The 16,381-nt window shown below is 64.9% G+C and carries 15 protein-coding genes; 5 read left to right on the top strand and 10 right to left on the bottom strand.

The window, feature by feature from the left end; all coding sequences use genetic code 11:
- Positions 1-3: 3 nt before the first annotated feature.
- Both FOH10_RS00480 and FOH10_RS00475 read left to right on the top strand, forming a co-directional pair.
- The gene (locus FOH10_RS00480; RefSeq protein ID WP_029933030.1) at positions 4-315 is read left to right on the top strand and encodes a GNAT family N-acetyltransferase; all 312 of its coding nucleotides are present in this window, start codon (positions 4-6) and stop codon (positions 313-315) included.
- Entirely contained in the window at positions 312-1,283 is a 972-nt protein-coding gene (locus FOH10_RS00475) for a pirin family protein (protein WP_143979197.1), read from the top strand. Before FOH10_RS00480 ends, FOH10_RS00475 begins: the two co-directional genes overlap by 4 nt.
- A 59-nt stretch (positions 1,284-1,342) precedes the next feature.
- Here the strand turns inward: FOH10_RS00475 and FOH10_RS00470 are convergent, their stop codons facing one another.
- Entirely contained in the window at positions 1,343-2,179 is an 837-nt protein-coding gene (locus tag FOH10_RS00470) for a helix-turn-helix transcriptional regulator (protein ID WP_143979196.1), read from the bottom strand.
- Between the two features lie 100 nt (positions 2,180-2,279).
- On the opposite strand from FOH10_RS00470, the gene FOH10_RS00465 reads away from it, so the two are divergent.
- Positions 2,280-3,284 carry an aldo/keto reductase gene (locus tag FOH10_RS00465; protein WP_143979195.1) on the top strand — a complete coding sequence of 335 codons (1,005 nt, stop codon included), beginning with the start codon at positions 2,280-2,282 and terminating at the stop codon, positions 3,282-3,284.
- Between the two features lie 37 nt (positions 3,285-3,321).
- On the opposite strand, the gene FOH10_RS00460 is transcribed toward FOH10_RS00465, so the two are convergent.
- The 7 genes from FOH10_RS00460 to FOH10_RS00430 form a co-directional block, all read right to left on the bottom strand.
- Positions 3,322-4,145, bottom strand: a protein-coding gene (locus tag FOH10_RS00460; RefSeq protein ID WP_244961502.1) for an IS5 family transposase whose coding sequence is annotated in 2 segments (ribosomal slippage) — positions 3,322-3,795 and positions 3,798-4,145 — 822 coding nt in all. Because the reading frame shifts where the segments join, the coding sequence is not laid out codon by codon here.
- A 120-nt stretch (positions 4,146-4,265) separates the two neighbouring features.
- A complete protein-coding gene (locus tag FOH10_RS00455) occupies positions 4,266-4,802 on the bottom strand; it encodes a hypothetical protein (protein ID WP_143979194.1) in 537 nt (178 codons plus the stop codon).
- The gene (locus FOH10_RS00450; protein WP_143979193.1) at positions 4,802-5,689 is read right to left on the bottom strand and encodes a hypothetical protein; all 888 of its coding nucleotides are present in this window, start codon (positions 5,687-5,689) and stop codon (positions 4,802-4,804) included. The genes FOH10_RS00455 and FOH10_RS00450 overlap by 1 nt, the downstream gene beginning before the upstream one ends.
- Positions 5,690-5,703: 14 nt before the next feature.
- Positions 5,704-6,018, bottom strand: coding sequence for a hypothetical protein (locus FOH10_RS00445; protein ID WP_143979192.1), 315 nt, complete (start codon positions 6,016-6,018; stop codon positions 5,704-5,706).
- A gap of 1,030 nt (positions 6,019-7,048) precedes the next feature.
- Positions 7,049-7,519, bottom strand: coding sequence for a PaaI family thioesterase (locus tag FOH10_RS00440; RefSeq protein WP_143979191.1), 471 nt, complete (start codon positions 7,517-7,519; stop codon positions 7,049-7,051).
- Positions 7,520-7,701: 182 nt separating this feature from the next.
- Positions 7,702-9,216 (bottom strand): malate dehydrogenase (quinone), encoded by a 1,515-nt coding sequence (gene mqo, locus FOH10_RS00435; protein WP_143979190.1) that lies wholly within the window; start codon positions 9,214-9,216, stop codon positions 7,702-7,704.
- Between the two features lie 218 nt (positions 9,217-9,434).
- Positions 9,435-9,974, bottom strand: coding sequence for a CGNR zinc finger domain-containing protein (locus FOH10_RS00430; protein ID WP_143979189.1), 540 nt, complete (start codon positions 9,972-9,974; stop codon positions 9,435-9,437).
- Between the two features lie 38 nt (positions 9,975-10,012).
- On the opposite strand from FOH10_RS00430, the gene FOH10_RS00425 reads away from it, so the two are divergent.
- Entirely contained in the window at positions 10,013-10,960 is a 948-nt protein-coding gene (locus tag FOH10_RS00425) for an EamA family transporter (protein WP_143979188.1), read from the top strand.
- Between the two features lie 138 nt (positions 10,961-11,098).
- Complete coding sequence (locus FOH10_RS00420; RefSeq protein ID WP_143979187.1) at positions 11,099-11,779, top strand: DUF8020 domain-containing protein; 681 nt, start codon at positions 11,099-11,101, stop codon at positions 11,777-11,779.
- Between the two features lie 35 nt (positions 11,780-11,814).
- Here the strand turns inward: FOH10_RS00420 and FOH10_RS00415 are convergent, their stop codons facing one another.
- On the bottom strand, positions 11,815-12,279 hold the full coding sequence (locus FOH10_RS00415) for a hypothetical protein (RefSeq protein WP_143979186.1): 465 nt from the start codon (positions 12,277-12,279) through the stop codon (positions 11,815-11,817).
- A 120-nt stretch (positions 12,280-12,399) separates the two neighbouring features.
- Positions 12,400-16,353 carry a DNA-directed RNA polymerase subunit beta' gene (locus tag FOH10_RS00410; RefSeq protein WP_143979185.1) on the bottom strand — a complete coding sequence of 1,318 codons (3,954 nt, stop codon included), beginning with the start codon at positions 16,351-16,353 and terminating at the stop codon, positions 12,400-12,402.
- Positions 16,354-16,381 lie beyond the last annotated feature (28 nt).

Genomic DNA, 16,381 nt, shown 5'->3' with positions numbered 1-16,381 from the left:
ACAATGAGCGAACAGGCCGTCGTGGCCGCGGTCGTGCGCAACGACACGCAACACCGGTACGAGGTGTGGTACGGCAACTCGCTCGCAGGTTTCAGCGAGTATCGGGAACGCGACAACGACACCGTCTTCATCCACACCGAGGTGGACAGCGAGTTCAGCGGTAAGGGGCTGGGCAAGGTGCTCGCCGAGGAGGCGGTCAAGGACGTGATCGAGCGAGGGAGGGTTATCGTACCGCGTTGCCCCTTCATCAAGGGTTGGTTGGACAAGCATCCGGAGTACGACGAGCACGTCGTCGGCAAGGGCATCAAACGGTGAGCGACCTCGAGTCGCGTCCGGAGGAGTCGCTGTGCGAACCCTCCGGAAGGCCGGGGCCGCGGGCGGAGTTCTTCCCGTCCCGCGAGGTGCCCCTCGGCGGGGTGCGCGGGGTGACCGTGCACCGCAGCCTGCCACAGCGTGACCTGCCGACGGTCGGCGCGTGGTGCTTCCTGGACTACTTCGGGTCGAATTCGCCCGCGAATCCGCAGGGCCACGATATCGACCCCCATCCGCACATCGGATTGCAAACGGTCACTTGGCCTTTGGAGGGCCGCATCCGCCACCGCGACAGCGTCGGCTCGGATGTGGAGATCCGGCCCGGACAGCTGAACCTGATGACCTCCGGACGGGGTATCGCACATTCGGAGTACCGGGTGCCGGGGCATCCCTCCGGACGTGGCCTCCAGCTGTGGATCGCACTGCCGGACGAAAGTCGCGGTATCGCACCACATTTCGAACAGCATCGGGAGCTGCCCGGTTTCGAGCTGCCGGGAGTGTCCGGCACCGTGCTGATCGGATCGCTCGGCGGCGCGACCTCACCCGCCACCGCCTACACCCCGATCGTGGGCGCGGATCTGCGGGTCGACGCCGGGACCGATACGCGGTTGCCGTTGGACCCGGCGTTCGAGCACGCCGTGCTGGTGGTGGACGGCGCGCTGTCCGTGGACGGCACCTCGGTCGAGCCCGGCAGCCTGTTCTACCTGGGCAGCGATCGCACCGGAATTCGCGTGCACGACACCGCGGGAGCACAGCTGCTGCTGATCGGCGGCGAGCCGTTGGACGAGGATCTCGTCATGTGGTGGAACTTCGTGGGACGCAGTCACGAGGAGATCGAGGCGGCCCGAAATGATTGGGAGAAACACGATCTCGAACGCTTCCCGGATATCGCGGGACACACGCCGCAACAGCGCATCCCGGCGCCGCCACTGCCGGGGCTGCACCTGAAGCCGCGCAAGAGGCGGTACTGACACCATGCTTCGCTCCCGGTTCGCGCGGCGAAGACGTGGCGCTGGGTGACCGCGGGGGCCTACCTCTCGCTCATCAGCTGCGTGCCGATCACCCGGAGCAGATCCAGCTTCTCCTGGGTGTCGGTGCCGGGTTGCGGATAGTAGACGAGCAGGTGCCGGGTAGCGCTGGGGGTCAGCAGCGGCTCGCACACCAATTCGAGCAGCCCCACCTCGGGGTGGATCAGTCGTTTGACGTAGCCGGTGCCCGCACTGACCTCGTGCTCTTCCCACAGCCGCTCGAATTCCGGGCTGCGCTCGCGCAGGCGGCGGATCAGGTCGATCACCTCGGCGTCACCGGATCGCCGCGCCGCGGTCGCCCGCAGGCTCGCGACGTGGTGGCGCGAGAGCTCCTCCCAGTTGTCCTCCGGAAACTTACGGCGATCATCCGGGTCGGTGAACCACAGCCAGGGCACACAGCGGTCCAGACCGCGACGGTCCCCGAGATCGCCCACCAGCAGGATGTGCATCCGGTTCTGCACCAGCACCTCGCCCAGGTCGGAGATGACGCAGGCCGGGGTGTCGTCGAGTTTGGCGAGCACATGCAGCAGGCCGGGGCCGACGTGCGGGTCGCCGCTGCGCCGCGGCTCGTGCCCGCACAGGTGGTAGAGGTGATCGCGCTCGCCGTCGGTGAGCCGCAATGCGCGGGCCAGCGCGGCCAGCACCTGGGTGGACGGCCGTGGTGCGCGCGACTGCTCCATGCGCGTGTAGTAGTCGGTGGACACGCCCGCCAGCAACGCCACCTCGTCGCGGCGCAGGCCCGGGGTGCGCCGCCGGTTGCCGGGCGCCAAGCCCACATCCCAGGGTTGCAGCACCGAACGGCGTTTCCGCAGGAAATCGGCTAGTTGGTCACGATCCACCCCTACCACTGTGCCGGATCATCGAAAATCAGCCAGGGATCGCCGGACCCTGGATAAGCGAGTCCTGCCGCCCCGCCGGGCGCGGCCGCAGGATCGGATCATGACCAAAATCGCGAAGAATCGACTGGGCGGCACCGGGCCCGCCGTCTCCCGCCTCGGACTCGGGGCCATGGGCATGTCCGGCATGTACGGCGCGGCCGACGACGCCATCTCCATCGCCACCATCCACGCCGCGCTGGATTCGGGCGCGAACCTCATCGACACCGGCGACTTCTACGGCATGGGGCACAACGAAAGCCTCATTCGCACAGCGCTTTCCGAACGTTCGCGTGACGATGTGGTGTTGAGCGTGAAGTTCGGCGCACTGCGCGGACCCGCCGACGACTGGAACGGCTTCGACGCCCGCCCCGCCGCCGTCCGCAACTTCCTTACCTACTCCCTGCAACGGCTCGGCACCGACCACATCGACATCTACCGGCCCGCGCGACTGGACCCGACGGTGCCCATCGAGGACACCGTGGGCGCCATCGCGGAGCTGGTACAGGCCGGATACGTGCGCCATATCGGCCTGTCCGAGGTCGGCGCGGCCACCCTGAAGCGCGTCGCGGCCGTACATCCGATCGTCGACCTGCAAATCGAGTACTCACTGATATCACGCGGCATCGAAAACGAAATCTTGCCCACCGCAAGGGAACTCGGTATCGGTATTACCGCCTACGGGGTGCTGTCACGCGGCCTGCTCAGCGATTCACTGCTCGACCGGACTTCGCTGGAAGCCGACGACTTTCGCGCGCACAGCCCACGCTTCCAGGGCGAGAATCTGACCACGAATCTGCGGCTGGTGGCGGCACTGGCCGAGATCGCGGAGCGGCGCGGTGTCACGGTAGCGCAACTCGCCATCGCATGGGTGCTGGCCCAGGGCGGCGATATCGTTCCCGTCATCGGCGCGCGCCGCACCGAGCGATGGACGGAAGCCGCTGCCGCACTGGACATCCAGCTCTCCCGCGACGAACTGGCCACGATCGAGGCCGCGGTGCCCGCCGACGAGGTGGCGGGTGACCGCTACGCCGCCGAGCAGATGGCGATGCTGGACAGCGAGCGATAGTCGCGCTCTCGGCGCCGCCGCTGACTTAGACGGTGTCTCACGTCGCTGTTTTCGACTTCGCGAGCTTTTGAAGCCGGTGAGTGCGGCGGCCAGTGTCACCGAAGGCCAGGAAGTGAGTTCCCTTGCAGTCGTATCGGAGTGCGAGCCGGTGATAGCCGGTCAACCACGACATCGTCCGCTCGATCACCCACCGGTGCAGACCCAGTCGCTCGGCGGACTCGATTCCCTTGCGCGCGATACGGACCGCCATGCCCCGGCGTCGTATCCACTGACGCAGCTCAGGCTGGTCGTACGCCTTGTCCGCGTACAGCTTGTCCGGTCGGCGACGGCGCGGGCCTCGTCGCGACCGCACCGCGGGGACGGCTTTCGCCAGCGGTTTGAGCGCCTGCGAGTCGTGGGTATTGGCCGCCGGAACCGCTACCGCCAGAGGGATTCCCGCCCGGTCGGACAGCACGTGGATCTTGGAGCCGGATTTGCCGCGATCGACCGGGCTCGGCCCGGTCAGATCGCCCCCTTTTTCGCTCGCACGCTCGCCGAGTCCACCATCGCCCGCGACCAGTCGATCAGACCCTGGCTGCCGAGCTCGTCGAGCACCGCGCGGTGTAGCCGCCGCCAGAGGCCGGCTTTCGTCCACACCGTGAACCGGCAGTGCGCTGTCGGCACCGTCACCCCGAACGACGGCGGCAGCATCCGCCACGCACAACCGCTGGTCAGTACGAACACCACGGCCGTGAACACCGCCCGCTGGTCGGTCGGTGCGGTGCCTCCGCCCTGCTTGCGAGGGGCGAACTCCGGCAACAACGGCTCGACCAGCGCCCACAGCTCGTCGGGTACCAACCGCTTCGACAGTTCGTCGGTCACGGCCGAACATCATGCGGCACACCAAACCCCGACACACCGAAAACGAAACACACCAACGTGAGACACGGTCTTAAAAGGATGCAAGCTATCGAACTAGTCAGCACCGCAACCATTGATCGATCATTTTTGCACGTCGCGCGCCACTTTGATGAGGAAATCGATGGTCTTATCCACTTCCTCGCTACTGAACTCCAAGGCGCCATTCACTGTCTGGATATTACTTTTGTTGAACCGTACATCCGAGACCCACGAACCGACCTGGGTACGGTACTGATTGTCGGACGTCATCCAGACCTTTTCCTCATAGCCGTCTTCAGGCTGGAAGTCCGGATCCCCTGGCTCAATTGTGCCATGTCGGCCGGGATTGCGAACCTTGAGCGTACCAATCGTACTGTTACCGTTCTTTTCGGTTAATACACAGTACCCATTCATGCCAACTGACTCTTCAGGATCGTAGCCTTTAGAATCATCGAACCATACATTCACAATACCCAAATCGTCCCTCGCAAAAGCAAGGAACATCTGACACAATTCAATCTCTAGAAAATCGGAAGGCTGCGCGCCGATATCGATCCCTCCGCCTTCCGAGGAAGAACCACAAGCCACTACAACTGAACAGGACAGTGCTACGATGAGCGAGTGCCATACTTTCTGCATTAGTCAGAGTACTCCCTGTCCGTCTTGACGGACCAATTGGCATTTCCATCCGCAACTGTTGCATCCCGATAGTCCCCGACACTTGCGTCAGGCCACTTTCCGTTCTTCAAACCCACTGCGTTAAGGTTACTTTGTATCGCACCGAGGTTGATCTGGATTCTCGTATTAACCTTCAATGCACCGGTGATGGCGCTTACAATTGCTCGCGCTATAGCCCAAATTGAATCGACAATCTCTCCAGCCGCAGCCGCTAGGCCGGGACCAGCCATACTAGCAATGTTAGTTGAAATCGTTGCAACCAAATCCACAACATTCGTGGCCAGATCCGCGTAATAATCGATTAGATCTGTACCGATATCCTCCAACTTGCCAGCAGTAGCCTCACAAATCTCCATTACCGCGAGAAAGGCGTTCTCGTGATCCTGACGAGTGGATTCATAAGCGTCGGCTCCTGGACTCTGCCACCAAGTTGAGATATCCGCATCAGACTGTTCATCGTAGCCGTTCTTCACGTGATTCTTGATATTCCGCCAATCGGTGGCAATCTCAAGTAGCTTTACCGGCAACTGTATCGCTGCAAGGAAGTCGAGCAAGCCTGGAATGTTCTTGTCAGCATCACCCTCGAGAGCAAAGCGAACCGCCTTTATGCACTCCTCCTTATGGCCCTGCAGATACATACCCGCGGAGCCACCAACTGCCGTTCCTATTCCTGGGATGGGAATTAGGATGGTTCCGATAACTGCGCCACCACTAGAAAGCCAGTCCTGTGCATTATCGAATGCATCACTGATCTGCTTTTCGAGACCGCCAAGTTCAGGCTGCTTGCTTTGAATAGTATCGATATGCCCTTGCAGCGTCTGTTGATTCTTGGTCCTTAGCTCACCCACGTCAGCGCTACCACCTAGTAGAGCCCAGTGAAGCCGTGCACGTTTTCATCTTCCTCTTTTTTGTACACACTATGGGCCCAATTCAATGTCATTGAAATAGACGACGAGGCCGATATTCCCTCAAAGAGTCTGTCGTTGATAAACTGAGGAATACTCTTATATCCGTCGTACACGTTCGTCCACAACCCTACTTCAGCCTCAGATATCATAACATCAGACATCATCTTCTTTGCCATTTGCAGATGGAAATTGGCACTATACCAATGGCCCGAAGCTTCCTTGAGCTTTTCCATGGCCACTCTGACGCCATTGGCTGAAGGCTTTCCCATTATAGCTTCGTTCTTTCTGCCAGGAGCTGATCCCGATGGCGTTCATGTAGCTGTTCGAGCTGATCTTCTGTGTAATGCGAATAGTCTCGTCGCACGGACAAGACGGGACGCTGTGCACGCACCCTCTCGGCGCAAGTTAAAATTTCGCCCTCAAGCGAATACGGGTCACTACACCCCGACCATTGCGGCCACACTCCGATCGATTGGATAACCAAACGATTAGCCACCATGGTCACAGCTGGCTCGTCATACTCGTATACTCGACCGTGCACGGAACAGCTCCCGAGCGAGGTGATCGACCGCAATACACTCCGGTACTGGTCCCATGTCTGAGTTTCCAGCAAAGCCCCTAACTGCTTTTTTCGCGGCATCGCACAGGCATGCGACAATCGATCTGGCCATCCGCCACGTACTTCGACGGTACGTGCCAAGAGTTGAACGATGCCCCCCTCGTATGCCTTTGAGAGTTCGCGGCTGACCTCCGCCGGGGAAACACCCTGTGCCCAGTTCGTCGCGAATTCGAGCCGGACAGGCAGCAGGCCAGCGTCGAGATGCATGGTAACGAACCGAGATCCGGTCAGATTCCGTGGCCGCTCTGGTGGTGCCGAAGCAGGCTGTCTGGGTGCGTAGTACGGCTCATCGTCCCACTCATCGTCATAGCTGGAACCGCCGAAATTCACGTGCTTGATCGTCATCGCGTCTGCGAACCCCCCCTTAACATCGAGGCCCAAAGCCAGGATAATCAATGGTTGACCTTATCAGAATCCCAGTCGCTGTCCAATTCGGAGCATCAACGGACGCAGCACTTTCCGCAGAGCCACAGACCAGAACGGCAGACTCAAGGGATCGACAGGGGGAGCGTCCGGTCCCAACATAGGAATGCCGCGAACTCCTCCAGACAGCGCTCAGTGCCGACGATCGGCGAACCACCCCCGGCGCGGGGGCGAGGCGGTCGTCGTGGTCGACGTAGCGGACATCCCGCGACAGCGCAACGCTCACGCACGGACTTGGCGACGACGGGCCGCGGCGATCAGGGGCGGCGGGGGCGGATGACGGTGGTGAAGGTCGCTGTGGCAACGGCCTTTCCGGTGATGTCGGTGATCGTGACCGGGACGGCGAGTTCGATTTCGGTGCGTGACTCGATATTCGCGCGCATGGTGTCGACGGCGCCGTCCGGGAGTTCGGAGGTGGCGAGGAAGGGGCTTGCCGCGCCCTTGGCGCGGGCCAGGTATTCGATCTTCCCGTCGCGGGCGACGATGAAGGTCTCGCCCATCAGGTCGACGATGCCGGAGACGGCCGCGCCCATGGCGGCGGTCTCGGCGAAGCCGAAGAGGATGGCGGCGTGGATGTCGCCATTGTGATTGAGATGTTCCGGCCGCGCCGCCATCCGCACCACATTGCGACCGCTGGCGAAGTCCTCGGCGTCGATACCGGCGAACTGGATGAAGCCCAGCTTCTTGAAGCCATCCATCACCAGGGCGCCCATGGTCGCGCTGTCCATCGCATCTCCGATCGAATTGAAACGTGTTCTACTTTCTATACCGGGTGCGCACGGGGATGTCCATGCCGGGAGCCACCGCGCGAGCCGCGGGTGTCCAAATGTGCCAGCTGCCGAGTGGCCCGGCGGCGGCTCATGAGCGGGGCGTCGCGAAGGTGGCCGAACCGAACCGCGCCGGAGCCGGGTCAGTCGGCGGTCGGGGCGGCCAGGCCGAGTATCTCGGCGGTGCGGGTGGTGGTGCGGCGGGCCAGGGCTTCGTTGTCGACCAGGGAGCGGCCGATGGTGGGCATGAGTTCGCGCAGGCGCGGCGCCCACAGGTGGCGGTAGTGCGGGAAGCAGCGGCGCAGCACCTCGAGCATGATCGCGGGGGCGGTCGAAGCGCCGGGGGACGCGCCGAGCACGGCGGCGATGGAGCCGTCCTGGGCGGCGACGACCTCGGTGCCGAACTCCAGAACGCCGCCGCGCACCGGATCGGCCTTCACGATCTGGGCGCGCTGCCCGGCGTCGATCATGGTCCACTCGTCGCCCACCGCGGCGGGAAAGAATTCCCGCAGTGCGGAGATCTTGCGCCGCCGCGTGGACACCAACTGGCCCGCCAGCAGCCGCACCAGCCCCAGATTGCTCGCGGTCATGGCCGCGAGCGGGCCGATATTGTGCGGCCGCAGCGAGGCCGCGACGTCGAATACCGAGCCCTGCTTCAGGAACTTCGGGCTGGAACCGGCATACGGGCCGAACAGCAGCGTCTGCTGGCCGTCGATGATGCGGGTATCCAGATGCGGCATGGACATCGGCGGCGCTCCGGCCGGAGCCTTGCCGTAGACCTTGGCGTCGTGCCGCTCGACCACGGCCGGATTGTCACAGCGCAGGAACCGTCCGCTCACCGGCAGCAACCCGTAACCGCGCACCTCGGGGATTCCGGCCCGCTGCAACAGTTTCAACGCCCAACCGCCCGCACCGGCGAAGACGAAGCGGGCGTCGACCCGGGAGGTGATGCGATCATCGGTGTCATCGGTCGCGACCAGCCGCAGCTTCCAGGAACCGTCGTTGTTCTTGCGCAGTCCCCGCACCTCGTGCCGCAGGTACAGGTCCACACCGAGAGTTTCCAAGTGCGCGAACAGCTTTCGGGTCAGCGTTCCGAAATCGACATCGCTGCCGGTGATATCGCGGGTGGCGGCGACCGGTTCGCCCTTGGCGCGGCCGCGCAACAGCAGCGGCGCCCATTCCCCGATGGTCTCCGGGTCCGCACTGAACCGCATGGAACCGAAGAGCGGATGCTCCGACAGCGCGGCATGGCGGCGGCGCAGAAAATCCACATCGTCGGCACCGCGCACGAAGGTCATATGCGGTACCGGATTGATGAATTCTTGTGGTTTGTCCAGGATTCCGTCTTCCACCAGATGCGACCACAGCTGGCGGCTCAACTGGAATTGCGCATTGACCCGCAGCGCCTTCTCGATATCGACGCCACCGCCCGGTTTTTCCGAGGTGTAGTTGAGTTCGCACAGCCCCGCGTGCCCGGTGCCCGCATTGTTCCAGGCCGCCGACGCCTCGCCCGCCACCTCCGGCAATCGCTCGTAGACCGCGATGGACCAGGTCGGTTCCAGATGCCGCAGCAGAATTCCGAGCGTCGCGCTCATGATCCCGCCGCCGATCAACACCACGTCGTAAGTACCCAGCGGCCCATGCCGTCTCGTCGTCATTGCCGAAAGACTCCCAACCGATCCTCGAGCGAGCAGGGGCACGCTAACACCGGAGTTGTACGCGCGTATAGCCGGAGCGGAAGCGACAGTGATAAACCCAACAGCTGACTCTTTTGCGACGTCGGTGGGCGAATTGGCAACGCAATTCCGCACTCGAGCTGCGATTCCGGTCGCCTCCGTCTCCCGGCCGCTCCGAGCAGGGTTGCGACTCCCGCAGGCTACTTCTTCCGAGCGCGATAGGCCGCGACCGCGTTGCGGTTGCCGCAGGCGGTGCTGCAGTAGCGGCGGGAGCGGTTGCGGGAGAGGTCGAGGAGTATGCCCTCGCAGTTGTCGTCGGCGCAGACGGCGAGGCGGGAGAGCTCGTCGGCGCGGATGAGGTCGATCATGGCCATGGCGGTTTCCACGGCTATGCGGACCGGCAGCGGGGCCTCGGGTGGGACGGCGTGGATGTGGTAGTCGAGGTCGTCGTGGCGGACCAGGCGGGGGACGGCTCGATGCTCGGCGAGGATGTCGTTCACCAGGACCACCGCGCTGTCGCGATCGCTGGTGAGCAGTTGCCGCAGGAGCGGACGCAGGGCGCGGACATCCGCCAGTTCCCGCGCGTCACCGGTCCGGACACCGGTATAGCCGTGCCGCACGAAGAAGTCCGCCAGCTGCGCGGTTTCCGTCATGGTGTCCGGCTTGTCCGGCTCCGCCGCCGAGTTCACCAGCTCCACCGCCGCGGCCATGGACGCTTCGGTGTCATGAGCAAAAATCATGTTGACACATTACCAACTCGACCCTAGCGTCATTAGCCATGACGACGTTGACTCATGACACAGCCGTTCGGAATCGATTGCGCGCCGGGCTGCTGCTAGCGCTGCTGTCGGCGTCGTCGTTCGGGCTGTCGGGATCGCTGGCGCGCGGAATGATGAATGCGGGGTGGAGTTCCGCGGCAGTGGTCGCGGTCCGCGTACTGCTGGCGGCGGCGGTGCTGGCACCCGTCGCGCTGGTGCAGCTGCGCGGGAACTGGAAACTGTTGCGCGACAACGCGGCCCTGATCACCGGTTACGGATTGCTGGCCGTCGCGGGCACGCAGCTGGCCTACTTCAACGCCGTCGCCCATATGGAGGTGGGCGTGGCACTGCTCGTCGAGTACACCGCGCCGGTGGCCGTGGTGGGCTGGCTGTGGCTGCGGCACCGCCAGCGGCCCGGGGCCACCACCGTGGCCGGCGCCGCGGTCGGTCTGACCGGGTTGGTACTGGTACTCGACCTGACCTCGGGAGCCGAGACCAGCGGGGTCGGCATCGCCTGGGCGTTGGCGGCCATGATCGGCGCCGCCTCCTACTTCGTGCTCTCCGCGCACGGTGACGGCTCCCTGCCCGGCACGGTGCTGGCGGCCAGCGGACTGCTGATCGGCGGGGTGGCGCTGCTCGCCGCGGGCGCGGTCGGCATCCTGCCGTTTCGGGCGACCACCGAACCCGTTGTCTTCCAGGGCTTCACCACCGCCTGGTGGCCGCCGCTGATCTTCCTCGGCGTGGTCACGGCGGCGCTGGCCTACGTCACCGGGATCGCGGCCACCCGGCTGCTCGGCTCGCGGCTGGCCTCCTTCGTGGCGCTGTTCGAGGTGCTGGCGGCACTGGCCTTCGCCTGGGCACTGCTCGGTGAAGCGCCACGGCCGATCCAATTGCTGGGCGGCGCACTGATTCTCATCGGCGTGGTGGCGGTTCGGCGGGGCGAGGAGGAGACCGTCGAGGCCCGGTAGTCGCGATCGGCCCGGGTGCACCCGCGGCCCCGGCCTCGAGGTGACCACTATGCGTCGCCGGGGTTCCGATCCCCGCGCCGCCCGGGTAGGTTCTTCGCAGACGTCGGGGCCGAGTGGCCCGCAACCCGAGGGACGATGATGCGCCTAGCGAAAACCATTGCGCCGCTGCTGCTTTGCCTGACCACCTCGGTCGCCGCGGCCACCACCGCGACCGCCGGACCGGCACAGCCCCCACTCCGGGTGCAGGGCAGCGACCACGGTGTCGACTACACGGTGGAACTCGCGCCGGACAATCGCGCCGCCGTCGGCACCATCGCCTCGGGTCGGTTCCTGCCCACTTGGGACGGCGAGGCGATCATCGTCACCGACGACGACGGCATCCTGGCCGCCACCGTTCCGCTGACCTACGACATCGTCGGCCACACCCTGGAACTCGTCCCCAGCATTACCGACGACGGCCGCCGCCTCACCCTCACCCCGGCGGACCAGTCCCCGGTCCCGCTCCGCGATATCAACGCCCAGCAGCACTTCTTCGACGTCGTTCAGGCCAATCTGCCCGCCGTGGCCACCGGGGCCGCCATCGGCGGCGCGATCGGTTTCCTCATCGGCTTCCCCGCGGGCCTGTTCATCCTGGACTTCATCACCATCCCCATCACCACCGTGGTGGGAGCGCTCATCGGCGGCGCCGTCGGCCTCCAGCAGAGCGGCGGCGACCCGGCGGTGGAGGCCGCCCTCACCTACGCCGAATCCCTCGTCCCCGGCGCGTCGGACACCATCCGCCCCGCCTTCGACGCCCTCCCGGAACCGCAGCCGCGCTGAGTAATCCTCATGCGCCGCAGCGGAATTCGGGCGCGCTACGGCACGAAGGACAGCGACTCGATCGCCATGGAATGCTCGGTGTAGTACCAGTCCCCGGTCATCTCCATGGCGAGGTCGAAGCGCACCGCGTGCCCGCTCGCCGGCCCGGACATGATCGTCCACAGACCGTTGGGCAACCCGCTCACCGCGCTGACACTGCCGTCCGACCAGGTGAAATCGCCCGATGTCGGCACACCGAAACCCCGCCAGGGCAATTCGGCCCGGAACCGCCCCGCCGTGATCCCCGGCAGCAGCGAACTCCGGCAGTCCCACACCTCCCCCACCCGCCGCACACTCTGCCCGGCGCTCCCGGCCCCCGGAATCCGCTCGGCCGTCAGCACATCCCCGGCGTAACACCCGCCGTGTACGGTGCCGGGTACCGCGGCGGCCGGGAGGAACAGGAGCAGCGGCACCACCGCTCCACACAGCACGGCCGCGGGCAGCCTGCGACTGGCAAACACGACGCCAACCCCTCCCGTAGTGGAAGCTCGAAGTCGTGACCAGCATAAACCCATAAAACACATTCGACCCCCGTTACGAGGAACGGGGGTCGAATGGTCTCGAGCTAACAGCTCACCGGACTACCGGTAGTCACTGAAACCGTAGTCGTCCAGCGGGACCGCGGCACCGGTGGTGGTGCCGAAACCGTCCGGGGTGTAGTAGGTGTCGTCGTAGGACGGCACCGCGTACGCGGCCTGGCGGGCCTCCTCGGTGGGCTGGACCTGGATGTTGCGGTAGCGGTTGATACCGGTACCGGCCGGGATCAGCTTGCCGATGATGACGTTCTCCTTCAAGCCGATCAGCTTGTCGGAGCGGCAGTTGATCGCGGCGTCCGTGAGCACGCGGGTGGTCTCCTGGAAGGAGGCCGCCGAGAGCCAGGAATCCGTGGCCAGCGACGCCTTGGTGATACCCATGAGCACCGGGCGACCCGAGGCGGGCTCGCCACCCTCCGCGACCACGCGGCGGTTGGCGGCCTCGAACTCGGCGCGCTCCACCAGCGAACCGGGCAGGAACTCCGTCGCACCCGAATCGATGATGGTGACGCGGCGCAGCATCTGGCGGACGATCACCTCGATGTGCTTGTCATGGATGGACACACCCTGCGAGCGGTACACCTCCTGGACCTCGTGGACCAGGTGGACCTGCACCTGACGCGGACCCATCACGCGCAGCACCTCGTGCGGATCGGCCGAGCCCTCGAGCAGCTGCTGGCCCACCTCCACGTGGTCACCGTCGGCGAGCAGGCGCTCGGTGCCGTCCTCGTGCTTGAAGACCCGCAGTCGCTGACGCTTCGACAGCTTGTCGTAGAGCACCTCGTCCGAACCGTCGTCCGGAATGATGGTGATCTTGTAGAAGCGGTCGTCGTCCTCTAGGCGCACGCGGCCGGAGACCTCGGCGATGGGGGCCTTGCCCTTGGGCACACGAGCCTCGAAGAGCTCCTGCACGCGGGGCAGACCACCCGTGATGTCGTCACCCGCGACACCACCCTGGTGGAAGGTACGCATGGTCAGCTGGGTACCGGGCTCACCGATGGACTGCGCGGCGACGATACCGACGGCCTCACCGATGTCGACCAGCTTGCCGGTCGCCATGGAGCGGCCGTAGCAGGTCGCGCACACGCCGGTGCCGGTGGTGCAGGTCAGCACGGAGCGGACCTTCACCTCGGTGATACCGGCCTCGAGCAGCGCCTCCAGGGCGGGGTCGCCCAGGTCGTGGCCCTTCTCGACCACCACGTTGCCCTTGGCGTCGATCGCGTCGGCGGCCAAAGTGCGTGCGTAGGTGCTGGTTTCGACGTGCGCGTCACGAATGACGGTGCCGTCGGCCAGCTTCTCCGCGATCGGGACGACGATGCCACGCTCGGTGCCACAGTCGGTCTCGCGCACGATGACGTCCTGCGACACGTCCACCAGACGTCGGGTCAGGTAACCCGAGTCGGCGGTGCGAAGCGCGGTGTCGGCCAGACCCTTTCGCGCACCGTGGGTGTTGATGAAGTACTCCAGCACCGTCAGGCCCTCACGGAAGGAGGACTTGATCGGCCGCGGGATGAACTCACCCTTCGGGTTGGTCACCAGACCCTTCATACCGGCGAGGGTACGAGTCTGAGTGAAGTTACCGGTCGCACCCGAGTCGACGATCGTGATGATCGGGTTGTCGGCCGGGTAGTGCGCGCGCAGCGCCTGACCGACCTCTTCGGTGGCCTCCTGCCAGATCTTGACCAGGGCGTTGTTGCGCTCCTGGTGATCGAGCGCACCACGCTGGTACTTCTTCTCGATCTGATCCGACTGCGCCTCGTAGCGCTCCATGATCTCCGCCTTCTCCGGCGGAACGAGCACGTCCGACATGGAGACGGTGACACCGGAGCGGGTGGCCCAGTAGAAGCCCGCGTCCTTGAGCTTGTCGACGGTCTGCGCCACCACGATCATCGGGTAGCGCTCGGCCAGATCGTTGATGATCGCGGCCTGCCGCTTCTTCGGCATCGGCTCGTCGATGAACGCGTAGTCCGCCGGGAGCAGATCGTTGAACATGACGCGGCCCAGCGTGGTCTTGGTGATCCACGCGTCGCCCCGCTGCCAGCCGTCGGGGAACAGCTCGGCCTCGACGTCCTTCGGCGGCCGCTGATCGGTCAGGCGGACCTTGATCAGCGAACGCACGGTCAGCTCACCGCGGTCCACGGCCATCTGCGCCTCGGCGGGCGAGGAGTAGACGCCGAACTCCGGCTCGTCCTTGGTGGCCGCGCGGTACTCGCCGCGCGCACCCTCCTGCAGACGGGTCAGGTAGTACAGGCCGGTCACCATGTCCAGACGCGGCATGGCGAGCGGACGACCCGAGGCGGGCGACAGGATGTTGTTCGAGGACAGCATGAGGATGCGGGCCTCGGCCTGCGCCTCCGCCGACAGCGGCAGGTGCACGGCCATCTGGTCACCGTCGAAGTCGGCGTTGAACGCCTCACAGACGAGCGGGTGCAGCTGGATGGCCTTACCTTCGACCAGCAGCGGCTCGAACGCCTGAATACCCAGGCGGTGCAGGGTGGGCGCACGGTTCAGCATGACCGGGTGCTCGGCGATGACCTCTTCGAGGACATCCCACACCTGGGGCCGCTGCCGCTCCACCATCCGCTTGGCGGACTTGATGTTCTGCGCGTGGTTCAGGTCCACCAGGCGCTTCATGACGAACGGCTTGAACAGCTCGAGCGCCATCAGCTTGGGCAGACCGCACTGGTGCAGCTTCAGCTGCGGACCGACCACGATGACCGAACGGCCCGAGTAGTCGACACGCTTGCCGAGCAGGTTCTGACGGAAACGACCCTGCTTGCCCTTGAGCAGATCCGACAGCGACTTGAGCGGACGGTTGCCCGGACCGGTGACCGGGCGGCCGCGGCGGCCGTTGTCGAACAGCGCGTCCACCGACTCCTGGAGCATGCGCTTCTCGTTGTTCACGATGATCTCGGGCGCACCGAGGTCGATGAGGCGCTTCAGGCGGTTGTTGCGGTTGATGACGCGGCGGTACAGGTCGTTCAGGTCGGAGGTCGCGAAGCGGCCACCGTCCAGCTGCACCATGGGGCGCAGCTCCGGCGGGATCACCGGCACGGCGTCGAGCACCATGCCCATCGGCGAGTTGCCGTTGGCCTGGAACGCGGCGACGACCTTCAGACGCTTGAGGGCGCGCAGCTTCTTCTGGCCCTTGCCGGTGCGAATGGTCTCGCGCAGGTTCTCGGCCTCGGCCTCGATGTCGAAGTTCTCCATCAGCTTCTGGATGGCTTCGGCACCCATGGCACCGGTGAAGTACTCGCCGTAGCGGTCCTGCAGCTCGCGGTAGAGCACCTCGTCCACGATGAGCTGCTTGGTGGACAGCTTGGTGAAGGTGGTCCAGATCTCGTCGAGACGATCCAGCTCCCGCTGGGCGCGGTCGCGCAGCTGACGCATTTCGCGCTCGCCGCCGTCCTTGACCTTGCGGCGCACGTCGGACTTGGCGCCCTCGGCCTCGAGCTCGGCGATATCCGCCTCGAGCTTCTGTGCCCGCGCCTCGAGGTCGGCGTCGCGCTGATCGGCGACGGCCTTCTTCTCGACCTCCATCTCCGCCTCGAGGGTGGAGAGTTCGTTGTGGCGCAGTTCCTCGTCGACACCGACGATGACGTAGGCGGCGAAGTAGATGATCTTCTCGAGATCCTTCGGCGCCAGGTCGAGCAGGTAGCCCAGGCGCGACGGCACACCCTTGAAGTACCAGATGTGGGTGACCGGGGCGGCCAGCTCGATGTGGCCCATCCGCTCACGGCGCACCTTGGCGCGGGTCACCTCGACGCCGCAGCGCTCACAAATGATGCCCTTGAAGCGGACGCGCTTGTACTTACCGCAGTAGCACTCCCAGTCCCGGGTGGGACCGAAGATCTTCTCGCAGAAGAGGCCGTCCTTCTCCGGCTTCAGCGTGCGGTAGTTGATGGTCTCCGGCTTCTTGACCTCACCGAAGGACCAGTTGCGAATGTCTTCGGCGGTGGCCAGGCCGATCCGGAGTTCATCGAAGAAGTTGACGTCTAGCACGTAACTTCCTTTCCCCTGTTCGGGTTGA

The organism is Nocardia otitidiscaviarum (assembly GCF_007362295.1).
GTDB lineage: Bacteria > Actinomycetota > Actinomycetes > Mycobacteriales > Mycobacteriaceae > Nocardia > Nocardia otitidiscaviarum.
Note: the sequence above shows the minus strand (reverse complement) of the source record. Positions and strands in the feature narration are given on the sequence as shown.

Coding starts and splice junctions, on each gene's coding strand:
- FOH10_RS00465 (WP_143979195.1), top strand. CDS start 2,280: ATGACCAAAATCGCGAAGAATCGACTGGGCGGCACCGGGCCCGCCGTC.
- FOH10_RS00440 (WP_143979191.1), bottom strand. CDS start 7,519: ATGGACAGCGCGACCATGGGCGCCCTGGTGATGGATGGCTTCAAGAAG.
- FOH10_RS00420 (WP_143979187.1), top strand. CDS start 11,099: ATGCGCCTAGCGAAAACCATTGCGCCGCTGCTGCTTTGCCTGACCACC.
- FOH10_RS00445 (WP_143979192.1), bottom strand. CDS start 6,018: ATGGGAAAGCCTTCAGCCAATGGCGTCAGAGTGGCCATGGAAAAGCTC.
- FOH10_RS00455 (WP_143979194.1), bottom strand. CDS start 4,802: ATGCAGAAAGTATGGCACTCGCTCATCGTAGCACTGTCCTGTTCAGTT.
- FOH10_RS00430 (WP_143979189.1), bottom strand. CDS start 9,974: ATGATTTTTGCTCATGACACCGAAGCGTCCATGGCCGCGGCGGTGGAG.
- FOH10_RS00425 (WP_143979188.1), top strand. CDS start 10,013: ATGACGACGTTGACTCATGACACAGCCGTTCGGAATCGATTGCGCGCC.
- mqo (WP_143979190.1), bottom strand. CDS start 9,216: ATGACGACGAGACGGCATGGGCCGCTGGGTACTTACGACGTGGTGTTG.
- FOH10_RS00480 (WP_029933030.1), top strand. CDS start 4: ATGAGCGAACAGGCCGTCGTGGCCGCGGTCGTGCGCAACGACACGCAA.